The organism is Sediminibacillus sp. JSM 1682029, from assembly GCF_041366435.1.
In the GTDB taxonomy this organism is placed as follows: domain Bacteria; phylum Bacillota; class Bacilli; order Bacillales; family Amphibacillaceae; genus Sediminibacillus; species Sediminibacillus terrae.
This window is the reverse complement of the sequence record NZ_JBEWYY010000004.1, coordinates 209,156-221,716: the sequence shown is the minus strand read 5'-3', so window position 1 is coordinate 221,716 and position 12,561 is coordinate 209,156. Positions and strand designations below refer to the sequence as shown.

Here is a 12,561-nt window from a genome sequence, read left to right as displayed (position 1 = left end):
ATCTCACCCTCTTTATAAATGATTAATGAAACCATCCTTTTATAACATCCATAGCTGATTTCGAATCCTTTCCTTTCCCCCATTTTTTGTTTAATAGCCAGTTAGCACCAATTCCAGCTATAGCTCCCACTGCAGTTCCTACTCCAGGAATAGGTATTGCAGCAGTACCTGCCGCAGTAAATGCAGTTTGTATTGCCCCACCTACTGCTGTATCTACTGTAGTATCTACAGTAGCTCGTTTCACAGCTTCATTACCAGTTAAACCATCTTTTTTCGCGTCATTATAATTACTATAATAATTTAAACCTGTACCAAATACACCTAGAGATTTTGATACACCTTTTATTCCTCCATATCCCTTTTTAAAAGGGTCAGTGAAACTATTAGCAGCTCCTTCTAAAGCTGCTTTTCCTGTAGTTTTAAGCACACCTACTGGTTTTACTTTATCATTCCAATATTTCATTTCCGGGTGCATCTTTAAGACATTGTTTCCTGTATTCGACCATCCAGTTTGACCTGCCTGCTTGCTTGCATATTTCAAAGTAGTTTGATTATGAAACGCCCTTTTATAGTCGGCGTCACCCCAATTACTTCGGTCTTTAGGAAGTCGATAATTAAAATCACTTGTTGCCTTCCCATCAGGCTTTACCCCTAATTCATATAAGGCTCTTTTATTAGCATTAATTCTGTATGAATTTTTCCCTCTTCGCATATCGGGATGCTCAGAAGTACTTAGTACCCCTTGCTTTCCAGCTCTATACATTTTGTGACTTGAGTTAAAAGTTCTGCTTTCTTTTGCAGTACTAACTGCTAGAGTTATTGCCGACATATTACTAGTAATAATATTCTCATCATTAAATCTATCTGTGCCTGTCTTTTTACTAGCTTCATTCAACATAGTTTTAATTTCTGAAATGATGGTTTTAACATCGGAGTCTCCACTTCCTGTATTTACAAAACCAGCGAAACTTTTGCTAAGTTTATTTAGCAATTGATTTACTTCGGTCTTTTCACTGGAAACCTTCGAAAGAGTTGGAGTAGTTACACTGGTTATATCCAGAACTCTGTTAATTGTACTGTTTACTTCTCTCGCTGTTTGCTTAATTTCTGCATAACCGTCAATTATATCTTCTTCTTTTTCCTGTAGATACTGACTGTGAAGAATTGTAGAAGAGCTTGTATCCACTTCTGAATGAAAAGCTTGAATATGGCTGTCTATATTATGTTGCAGGCTTGAAAACAATTCCTGAAATGCACTCAATGTTTTTGTGTGAAGCTCTGTAAAAAAATCCTTGGCCGAATTTGCTGTCTTTCCTTTAAATGAATCCATTTGAATTATAAGATTTATATTCGCTTTAATAATATTTAATTTGTCCACCAATTGTTCAGTCTCTGCGTATAAGTCATCAGAAAATGAAATGACTTCAGATATATCTACTTTTTGAACCATAAAATCCTCCTCTCCTTACCGAATTTGCTGTGGGCCCATGTTATTCATTGGTCTTGCTAGTTCTTCGTCTTTCTCTCTCATTTTCTCTCCTGTTTCTTCAAGGGTATTTATATCCGAAATCAGTAACGTCTTATACTCTTCAAGAAGTTCGATTGCTTTAATAGTATTTTCCAAATCGTCAATAAACGGCTTTATGTTCGTTTTATCAAACGATCTATTCGTTTTCATCCCACTTTCCAGTCCCGAAACAGAGCTCTGCAGCTTTTTGATATTGGACCGGAACACATCCATATTAATGCCGACTTCTTCTGCCATTGCTTAATCCTCCTTCGCCCGGCTGATTTGGTAATCAAGAGAATTCAGGGTGGATTGAAGATTGCTTAAACCACTGGTATAGGCCATTCTTGTATTCTCTAGACGTCGGATTTCATCTTCAATCCCTTCTCTAGCGTCGATGGTTTTATCCACATAATCCTTCACACTGTCTTTATAAGCATCATAATGGCTTTCGAATTTAGATTGGTTTTTTCCTTTCCAGCTGTTCTTGTCGATCGATAAGCTGTCGATCTGCTGCTTACTCGTTTCCAGAGAAGAGATGCATCCTTGTAAATTGGAAGACGCCGATCGAAGCCTGGTGATTTTGTCAGCGAGAATGCTTATTTGCTCTCGTGAATTGCTTATTCCTTGAACAACAGTGGCTCTTTGTCTGCGCAACCTGTAAAGCTCTGCACTGCTCAAACTTCATTCCTCCTTATTCGGGAATTTTTATTTTCATATGCTGATGGTCCATCGCGATATAACACTCATAGGGGTTTGGATATTTTTCCTGTCTGATAAACGGCTGCTTGAAAATATCTTGATCGCCCAGCCGCATGCTGACTAACCCTATCGTTGCATTGTTCCTTACATACTTAGGCAACTGTTCAAAACTAATGCCGATATAGCTGTAATCCGAACCGATAATAAAGTTGATGCCGACTTTTTCTCCCTGTTCCAGCAAGACAGTCATCTCTTCTACCGTTATCCCGCTTCGTTCACAAAAATCCTGCAGGTCGACAATTTGGACAATCCAATTTACGTAGTCGCCCTGTTGCTGGGAGCGCATGTTAATTTCACTAATTAAATCGACTTTAACGGAGAGGATTCCTTGTTCTTCCGAAATATAGGCATTCACTTCTTTGCCGATTTCCGCAAGCAGTTTTTCGTTGTTATCGATAATCATGGTTTGATAGGCTTCCCTTAATGAAGCGATATTTTTAGCAATGGCCCAGTTGATTCTATCCATGCCTTCTTTTCTATCGCTTACTGCAAGTAAATGATGATATTTTTCCAGATTAAAAGAAACAGGCTGTACTTCCTCAAATTCCAACCCTAAAGGCAATTGATTCCTTTCGATAAGCTCTTTTGTCTTTTTATTGTTTTTAAATTTCTCGAAATCGATAACTCCTTCAGGCATCATCGGTATCTCCTCCGGCCGGTCGCCTTGCCAGTGTTCATCCATTTCCTTCGCCGTCTGCTGGATGGCGTCGATTACCTCGAGGGTTTCTTCTCCTTCTGCAGGCAGCATGGTCTGGAACAGGGCAGGGTCTTCCAGTTTGATGAGACCTCTTCCGGGAATTTCTTCTATTTCGATGTCGGTTTTGCCGACGATCGATCTAGCCTCTGTCGGTTCAATCAAGTACAGTGGTATCTGCGTTTTGATATTGGAAAGGAGCGGCATTTTCATGGCGCTTTGCCTTCCTGCACTGATGACGAGATGGATGCCGATACTTGCGCCTTCGCGGGCGATTTGTGTGACCAGTTTTTCAAATTCATCGGAAAAATCTGCTTCTCTTACCGAATCGAAGTTATCGATTACGATGACGATGTTTGGGACGTTGTCGCCGCTGGCCTTTTCGTACATTTCCATGTTGGCGACGCCGTATTGGCTCAGTTTTTGTTTTCGTTCCTTCATGGACGCTGTAAGCAGGCGGATCAGTTTTCCTACTTTCTCTTCCTCATCGACAAGGATGGTGTCGGCGACATGCGGAAGCTGTTTCAGCGGAAGCAGGCCGTTTGTGCCGAAGTCCAGCAGGTATACGTGCAACTGCTCCGGGTTATGCTGCCGCACCAGATCCATGACGACGGTTTGCAAAAAGGTTGATTTCCCATAACCAGGACTGGAGAAAACGGCGGCATGGCCATTCTTGCCCAAGTTCAAGGTCAAAGGAGACTGGGACTGCAGCTCCGGCTGGTCCAGCAAGCCGATGGTAGCCTGCAAAGCCGGCTTCGGCTTCTGCCATTCTTCTTCGTAATTCACCGGGTGCAGGTCCGCTGCTTTGATCCTTTCCGGAAGCGGCGGCAGCCACGGTCTTGGCAGCTGTTCTATCTGCTGGGCTTCCGTATAGTCAGCGATATAATCGATGACGGCTTCCAGCTCGGTCGGTGTCTTCTCGATATCTTGTTTGTTGTCCAGCCCACTTAAATCTTCAGTCAGAATGTCGTATTGACCAAGCTCGTTGATTGCATAAATAGTCGTATCCACAAACTCATGGTCCTGTTTATCCGGCACATAATCGGCACCACTCCAGGCGCTTTGGAACAATTCATAAATTTCGTTGTTCCCCACTTGCAAGTAAGCGCGCCCGGGCAGCGTGATTTCCGCTGCGTCTGGTGTTTTCAGGATTTCGTTCGAATCTCCGTCGTTCTGCACCTTGAGTGCGAGCTTGAATTTGGAGTTGGACCAGATTTGATCGTCGACCACGCCGCTCGGTTTTTGCGTGGCGAGTATTAAATGAATCCCGAGCGAACGCCCGATCCGTGCCGTGGATACCAGTTCCTTCATAAAGTCGGGCTGTTCGGATTTCAATTCGGCAAATTCATCGGATATCAGGAATAAATGCGGCATTGGCTCGCTTGCCTCTCCCTGTTTGAATAGCTTTTGATATTGATTGATATGGTTGACATTGTGCTCTCCGAACAAACGCTGCCGTTTCTGCAATTCCGCTTTTATGGAAGCCAGCGCCCGCATCGACTGGGCCCGGTCCAGGTTGGTGATCGTTCCGACCAGATGCGGCAGATTCCGGAATAAATTCGCCATGCCGCCGCCTTTATAGTCGATCAGCAAAAAAGCGACTTCATGCGGGTGGAAATTGACACCCAGCGACAGAATGTACGATTGAATGATTTCCGACTTACCGGAACCGGTTGTACCAGCGACAAGTCCATGGGGACCGTGCGCTTTTTCATGAAGGTTCAGCTGGACGATGTCCTCTTTTCCGCGCAGTCCTAACGGTACGGCCAAACTCTTATATGTCTCGTTTTTTACCCAGCGCTCGGCAATCGCCAATTCGTTCACTTTATCTACTCCATACATTTCCAGGAAGGTCACGCTTTCCGGGATGGAGTTCTTCAGGTTTTGCAAATGGTTGATCGGTGCCAGGGCGCGTGATACTTCCTCTTTATCAAATCCTTGTGGAAAATGGTCTGGAGAAAAGTGTTTGTTGACGAGCTCGCCTTCTTCCAGCACAATCGTTCCGTTGTTGGCATCCCGTATATCGATGACCGTTTTGACATGCTCCGGCAAGGCGTGCATCACATCTTGCACGAATACGAGCGAAACACCTAACTCACTCGGGTCTTCATTGAAGAATTCCATGATGGTATGATCAAGGATCATTTTTTCGTCCGTGATCAGGATGGCATAATGCGGAGAAAAATAGATTTTCTCCCTGTTGTTGTTCCCTTTTTCATCCAGTGTCTGCTTGCGCTCCTTCAGCACCTGATAAAGGGAGTGAAGCACCTGGTCACGCGAGCGCTCATGGTAGACAAAGCCTCGTACGTTGACATCGCGGACACTTGCATGGGGAAGCCAGCGCATCCAGTCCCACTTTCCTTTTTCTTCTTCCGGAAAAATGGTGACAAACTGCAAATCATGGTAGCTGTGGAACAAGGATAGCTGCATGACCATCAGCTGAAGCTGTTCCAGGACAAGCGGCCGCTGTCCGATATAACCGACCGGCCCCTTCATCAGCGATGCCGGCACAGGGACATCTTTCAACGTTTGATATTGGGACAGCAAATGCCGGGCTTCATCGACCAGCTCATCCTTTTCCTGGGTGAATTCTTCTTCATTGAACTCAATCGAAAAGCTAGTGTCGACTTCGCCGAGCCCGGTCCGGTAATTCAGGAAGTCATGATGGTAAACCGTCTTTTCGTAAATGCGGGCCTGGACGCCGACTGCCATGTCGCGGATTTCTTCCACGCTTGGATAATGGTAGGTCAAAGCATGGCGCTGCTCCTCTGTTGCCGAGTACAGCTCCTTCGTTTTCCGCTGCAAGTAGGCTTTGTAGCTTGCTTCCCTTTCCTTCATGTCGGCATTGTACTTTTTCACATTCTTGATGTAGGACGAGATGGAGAAAATAATGGTGACGACCGTTACCGAAAGCATGACCATAATGTAAATTCCCCGTGGTTGAACCAGGGAAATCAGCACCAGTGCAACCACCATGACAAGCGGAGGCACGATCGTACGCGCCAGCTGTTCGCTCGGCTTGGAAGGTTTGTTGGATGGCTTGGCGATGGTACGCTTTTCCTCTGGCTCCCGATAAATGATCCGGGGAGACCGATGGTAGTCCGGATACTCTTCTGTGTAAGGAGTGGCCACATGGACCAGCTCTACCAATTTACTTGTGAAACGCTGCCTGGAGGCAGTGATATAAATTTCATTTTCACCAACGGAAAACAAAAAGCCGTCAATAAATAGCTGATCCCCCGGCAGGACAACCGCATGTTCGCTTCCGCCGGCAAAATTGTGATAAACATTCCCAGCGGAAACTTCCAAAGCAAATGCGCCATTTTCGGGTAATCTTTTTAGCACAAAATCGGCTTCCGATTGACGCAGCGTGATGTCATCATAAGCATGGGTGCCGACTGTCACGGTATCCTTGCCCGCTATGTCGAATGCTTGCATATCATCTGTATCGAGAAGAAAAGCATCGAGCTGCTCGTCAGCAACTTGTATGGACACATGCTCTTCTACCTTGTTTCCTTCGATGGTGCATCGCTTTCCATCCCATTGACCTGACAGAGATCGTTCCATCTCTGGAAACGCAAGCGCATCAGACCAATCCGGCCCGATTGTCACCTGCTTTGCTGCCGATTCGTATAAATGGCATTTATGTAATTGTTGCCGATAAGTAACCATAAGTAGTTTTTCCGCCATCTGTTTCTCCCTCTCTAACCCTTTTGCAATTGGAACACATGAAGTCATTCATCGTTGTTTTCTGTTTATTCTTGAGCATCGTTTTCCTGTTGTTCCTCTTGCTCGCTTTGCGTATCGTTCGCTGGTTGTTCTTCTGATCCGGCATCCGCATTGTCCTGTATAGCATCGCCGGCTTCATCCGCATCCAAATTGTACTCTTCACGATAGCGATTCAGCTCATCCTGCAATTCGTTGACCAGTTCATCCCGTTCGGTTCCGGATAAATCGGGGTTGTTTTTCGCCTGCTCGATCTTTTTGATCAAGCCGTACATGATCAGCTGCGGGTCATCGATATATTTTGCCGTTTCAAGCGCCTGATCGAAATCCCCCCGTCCGTTATAAATCCAGTAAAGCAGGTAATTTTCGTCACTTTTCAAACTGACATTCTTGAGGATTACTTCTTTTTCCGACTCAGACAAATTCTCGACATTGATGTAAGCATTGGCCAGAATATACTTTGTCTGCTGCGGCAGCTTTTCCGGATCAGCATCTTCCAGCGTCGAAATCACTCCGCTGTTGGAAGAGGCAAGGTATTCACCATGGGCAGTGAGCAGGTCATCCTGAAAAGGCACTTTCATCAACCCATAATAGACCACCGGGACAGCCAGCAGTACAGCAGCGACAATCATCCCGATGGAAAGCTGCTTAAAGAGCTTGAAGCGCTTTGTCGGAACCACAGACATCGTCTTATCCGTTTTACGCTGCTCCTCCTCATAACTTTCCAACAAAAAAGCATGAAGCTGCTCCAAAGTGTCTATCTCGCTCACTTTCCGCTGAAACTCGGTCTCTTTGACATCCTTCAAAGAACCGTTATACAGCTGGTCAAAATCATATTTTTTGGAAAACAAGGCGATGATAAAACACTTATACTGCTTTAAAAACGAACTTTCTTCCATTTCGTACGGCGGTACCAGTCCGCGGATTCCACGGTAGACGACGACAGGCATGAGATTGTCATCGAATACCACATTGTCCGGATGCAGGAAAAAAGTGATTCTAGTAGTTAAATAACGTTCCAGTTTCCCCACATTGCATAGAAGCCTTAACTTTTCGTTCCGCTGGAGCTTCAGAATTTGCTTCCACTGCTTTCTTCTGCTGTTCACCTGGAAATCAAATTGGAACGCATCCGCTTCTTCCTCGATTGTCAACGGACAAAAGTATTCGGAAGGCTGCAGCATCAAATCAAGCTGCCGGATATCTTTTACATTTGTTTGGGATTTCGGCAGTTTTAAATGCCAGCTGTTCTTTTCTATCCCAACGGGAAGCGAAAGTTGTTCAAATTGTAATGTCTTTTCCTTCATATCGAATGACTCCTTTTATCTAGTAACCGTTATAAAACAAGGAGAATATCTCCGTCCGTGACAGGATAATCACTTACCATATCATCATCTGCAATCAGAAGATCCTTGGTCACCACCTTGATGCTGCTGCGTCTGTTTTCCTCATAGGCTAAATTCAACGTTTCCATCACATATTGAAGCAATTGTTTTACAGACAACTGAGAGGGGATACGAAGATCGTAGATCCCGCCCCCGTTTATTCGTTTGCTGAAATCCATCGTCACATTGATATGGGTGTCCTTTGCCATGCGTCAATCTCCTAACCAAGTGTTTTCTGCATCATGATGTAAAGTCCGCCGGATAACAACAGGCCAGTTCCGGTCAAAGCCATTAACACGGTGTTTCCAAGACCGCTGTCACTTTCCTCTGAGGTTGCTTCCGGGTCCTCGGCAGTTGTCGTGGCAGAGGCTGTCAGGCTATAGTTTTCTTTAAACAAGGAGTCCCTTGTCGCGTGCAGTTGCGTGCCTGGCTCCTTTTTCATTGCAAAAAGCTCTTCCTGCAATTCTTCCATTGATTGATTGTTTTCTGTCTCCTTTTTTTCGATGACAGTTGCGGTTTCGTCCGCGAATAAGTCAGGAAAAACTTTATCCAATTCCGTTTCATGATTGGAAGGACTGTTATTTTGTTCCTCTTTGATCCGGTCAATTTTCATTTCGAGCGAGCCATTCTTCTCCGCCACCACAGCCGGTGCTGCGATACTAAACAGCACCAGCAATGAAACGGCAAGTAAAAGCGAATGTTTAGCCAGCTTTTTCGTCACTTTCATCGTCTATGTCTCCTTCATTGTCTGCACGATGCAGGACAAATAAATTTGCCAAAGCTCCCACTACAACCGCTGCGATTGTAATAAGCAGAGCGGATTGATAGTTTGCTGTGCCATCCCAGATTTTCATAAGCAGCGCTTCAATGTAGTGGAGCGGGGAATAGGTTTTCAAATAATCGATGCCTGCCACCCCGGAACCAAAGGCATTTTTACCAAAGAGGTACATACTGAGTACCATAAGAAGCAGGAACATCCCCACCATTTTCAGCTGTCTCAATAGGTAAGTAGCTATCAGCAGCATGCCAGTGATCATTAGAATGATCATACCTGTCAAAAGCAGCAGCGCTTTATCCGTGATTCCCATTGAATAACCAGAAACCACTCCGATAACTATTCCCTCCAACACTCCGATTCCGCCGGTAACAAGTGTGATTGGCGCATTCAAGCCTGCCAATGTTTTTTCTGTTTCAAATGCGTCTTCCGACCGGCGTTTCTGGTTGATTGTCGAGATGACATAAGCTGTGAACAACACGACGATAAAGCAAATCAACACTAGGTAATACGGTGTAAAGGTATTTTCCGTCGTTGCAGATCCTATCGATCTTGTTGTACCTTGGTTGCTTGTTTGTACCGGATTGGACAGAAACTCGTATAACTCCTCATTCTGTCTGTCTCCTACTCTGCTGTTCGCCAGCACTCCCTGGAAATTCTCGGCGAATTCCTGATCAGCCAGCAGCTTGTTCGTCATATCTACTGACAACGTTTCTGCCTGGCTCACCAAATCCGTACCGCTTTCCTGAATCGTATCCGCCTGCTCATCGATTTGATCGAATGTGTCATACACCGTCTCGGCAGAATTCAGGTTGCCCTGCGCCTGCTCGGAAAGGCTTTGACTAGCACTCAATAGCGGCTGAAAGTCCTGATCCAGCGCCATTATCGCAGTTTGCTCTTCTTCTTGATTGGTTTGCAGCTGGTTGTTGGATTCCAATAGCTGCAAGCTGTTTTCCCGCCATGCTTCGACGTCGGACAGTGTTGCTTCAAGGTTCTTGTTGAGCCTCTTAGCTTCTTCAGCAGTCTGATTGATACGTTCGACCAGTTTGTCAGCGTTCTGTTTGGCCTGTTGAACTTGGGTCTGATAGGCGGTTATTCTGCTATGCAGGTTATCCCAAGGCTGCCGGATTTCTGTTGTGACATCGTCCACGATTTTTCCGACGATATAGTCTTTAAGCAGCGTTTTGATATCTTTTTCATTGAATAGATAATAGAGCGACTTGTCTTTTGCTTTTCCAGCCAAATCAGTCAGTGAATTGTCGGCCAAGTCATTCCTTAAGTCGTCAGCATCCATGTCCAACCCAAAGTATGTCTCATAGGTGGCATATAATCGCTGATAAGGCACGACCGAACTGTTGACGGCATTGATTAGGTTTTGTGTAGCACTGTCAGCTTCTTCGAGCGGTGTCATTACTTTATGAGAAATACGATTGTCCGTGATGGTCACTTTTTCAACAGGTGGTTCTTCTTCCGTAGGATCTTCCCCTGGAGTTGTACCTCCATCGGTTCCACCGTCATCAGGAGGTGTAGCGGTATCGTCACCGTCTGGATTCGTTTCGCCTGTGCCGCCGCTTCCAGATCCATCGGTATTTCCGTCATCCGTTCCTCCAGAACCGTCTGTTCCATCGCCTGATCCTCCGGTTCCGTTTTCCCCTGATGTTGCATCGTTAGTAGATATTGTCTCATCCGCTTGTTCCGTTTGCTCTCCGGTTGATTCTGTTGTCGTGTCAGTATTCTCTGTACTTGTATTTGCAACCAGGCGGGGCTCTGGAATCTCTATCATTGCTGTTTCCGATGTGTCGCTTTGTTCCTTTTTCTTATTTTGAAAGTGTAGCTTCCAACTCCAAGGAATAGGTTGAAAAATATCAATCTGACTATTTAGATCTTCCAAACTGAGAGTAACATTTACCGAGAGATTTCCTTCAGTGGGCTCAAAAGCAATTTGCTCGCCATGTTGATACTCATAGGTGAAGTCTTTGTTCGCTACTACTAATCGATCTACGGAGTATTTGTCCTTGACTTTGTCAGGAATATTCAATTCGAATGTAGCAAGCTCCTCTTCGTCTAAGCTTTCAACATTCTCGATTCCGACTGTATCCGTCATCGTCAAGCCGGAATAGTGAAGATTTTCTTTCAATGCTTTCACTTTGTGGGACAAAATATCCTCCGTGTTGTTTTTCGGAGCTGTATAATCGATTTCTTGGTTGTACTTGTTGGTTACCGCAATGACATTTTCAATATCTCTAACGGTAGTCGCTGGCAGTCCTTCTCCGCCAAAGTCCTCTTCATCGAGTGAAGGCAGCTGTGCTATTTGTTCGCTTATGTAATCTCTTGCCTTCTCATCCGGATTTTCGAAAAGTTTATTGATATTCAACTCCTCATCTTTTCTGAATGCAGAAGCAAGAATACCATCCAGTTGTGTTTTGACCTTACCGGTAAAACCATTTTCATTTTCCGGATTCAGCCGTTCTTCTATCTCTTGCTGTGTCTCTTCCACTTTCGCCAGTGATTTCTGCAAATGCTTTTGCAAGGCAGCAGCGCCCAGTTTGATATTGTTTGTCGGCGCTTGTGGAACGCTCTGCCGGCTGAGCATAAACGTGGTGACCGGCGGTTCTTCTGTCTGGCTGTTATCCTGCTGTACAAACTGGTTATTGATGTTGATATTGGCTTGCTTTAAATTATCTAACTGCTGCTCGACGTCATATTGATTCAACGATTCGTCAAATTGATTGATAGATTGAGAGAAATCGAGCGTTTGCGAGCCGTTGTTTTCAGCAAGCTGGAAGACTTCCTGCATTCCTGTTTGATAGTTTTCATCCAGTTCGGCGTTTTCTGCCAGCTGGGTTTCAAAGTCTTTCACGATTTCCTGGAACCCTGTGAAGCTTTCCTTGGAAATTCGGGTATTATCCTGGATAGCGCCGAATTGATCCGTATAATTTGCCAAAGGATCCTGAATCTGATTATTGAACGTCCGGGTATATACTGCCTGCTTGGAAATGATATCGCCGATGTTGTCCTGGGCGTCCTGTAAATTACCGACGATGCTGGCAAAGTAAACGTCGATTATCTGGCGGTTGAAATTGTTCAATATGTTGCTTGCTGTCTTTTCTGCTTCTGTTTTTATCTGTTCGTTTTCCGAGGCATTGATTTTATAGTTGAGTACAACTTGTTCGGGGTTTTCCGACTCGATTGATAGAGCTTTTTCGGAAAAGTCATCCGGGATGACAATCATCATGTCGTATGTATTCCGTTCCAGTCCGCTTTCGGCAACACCTCGGCTGACAACGAACCAGTCATGGTCTTCCCGGTTGTTCATACTTTCTACAAACGCATCACCAAAAGCCAATTCTTCGCCATTCAATGAAGCACCGTTGTCTTCATTGACCAAAGCGATGGCCATTTTTTGAGCTTTATCTGTTTCATTCTTTTCCGATTCAGCGGTCTGCCGGTTCAACGCCAGGTAAGATAAGCTAGAACCAAGGATAAGAATCAATAATAAAAATAACAACCAGCGTTTATCGAGTTTTTTCATATGGGACATCTCCTACTAAACCATTTGTGATGTGCGTTCAAAAAGTCATCGAGTCAGTGGAGTTTAAGGATCACTCCGATTTTCTGGAGGTTTCAACATAGAAGTGTAATTCGCGGTACAGCCGGTGACCGGCCAAACGTACGTGGCTCTTTGAACAATTTACAATTTTCTTAGAATAATAGA

At 44.8% G+C, this 12,561-nt stretch carries 8 protein-coding genes; all 8 read right to left on the bottom strand.

Features of this window, described 5'->3' with window-relative positions:
* Positions 1–22 precede the first annotated feature (22 nt).
* Positions 23–1,450: a T7SS effector LXG polymorphic toxin gene (locus ABVF09_RS09150; protein WP_371069049.1), complete on the bottom strand. Its 1,428-nt coding sequence runs from the start codon at positions 1,448–1,450 to the stop codon at positions 23–25.
* Positions 1,451–1,465: 15 nt separating this feature from the next.
* Positions 1,466–1,765 carry a TIGR04197 family type VII secretion effector gene (locus ABVF09_RS09145; RefSeq protein ID WP_371069048.1) on the bottom strand — a complete coding sequence of 100 codons (300 nt, stop codon included), beginning with the start codon at positions 1,763–1,765 and terminating at the stop codon, positions 1,466–1,468.
* Between the two features lie 3 nt (positions 1,766–1,768).
* Positions 1,769–2,188 carry a YwqH-like family protein gene (locus tag ABVF09_RS09140; RefSeq protein ID WP_371069047.1) on the bottom strand — a complete coding sequence of 140 codons (420 nt, stop codon included), beginning with the start codon at positions 2,186–2,188 and terminating at the stop codon, positions 1,769–1,771.
* Between the two features lie 13 nt (positions 2,189–2,201).
* Positions 2,202–6,653: a type VII secretion protein EssC gene (essC, locus tag ABVF09_RS09135; protein WP_371069046.1), complete on the bottom strand. Its 4,452-nt coding sequence runs from the start codon at positions 6,651–6,653 to the stop codon at positions 2,202–2,204.
* Positions 6,654–6,718: 65 nt separating this feature from the next.
* Positions 6,719–7,993, bottom strand: coding sequence for a type VII secretion protein EssB (gene essB, locus ABVF09_RS09130; protein WP_371069045.1), 1,275 nt, complete (start codon positions 7,991–7,993; stop codon positions 6,719–6,721).
* Between the two features lie 29 nt (positions 7,994–8,022).
* Positions 8,023–8,280, bottom strand: coding sequence for an EsaB/YukD family protein (locus ABVF09_RS09125; protein WP_371069044.1), 258 nt, complete (start codon positions 8,278–8,280; stop codon positions 8,023–8,025).
* 11 nt (positions 8,281–8,291) lie between these two features.
* The gene (gene essA, locus ABVF09_RS09120) at positions 8,292–8,798 is read right to left on the bottom strand and encodes a type VII secretion protein EssA (protein ID WP_371069043.1); all 507 of its coding nucleotides are present in this window, start codon (positions 8,796–8,798) and stop codon (positions 8,292–8,294) included.
* The gene (esaA, locus tag ABVF09_RS09115) at positions 8,773–12,378 is read right to left on the bottom strand and encodes a type VII secretion protein EsaA (protein WP_371069042.1); all 3,606 of its coding nucleotides are present in this window, start codon (positions 12,376–12,378) and stop codon (positions 8,773–8,775) included. Before esaA ends, essA begins: the two co-directional genes overlap by 26 nt.
* Positions 12,379–12,561: the final 183 nt, after the last annotated feature.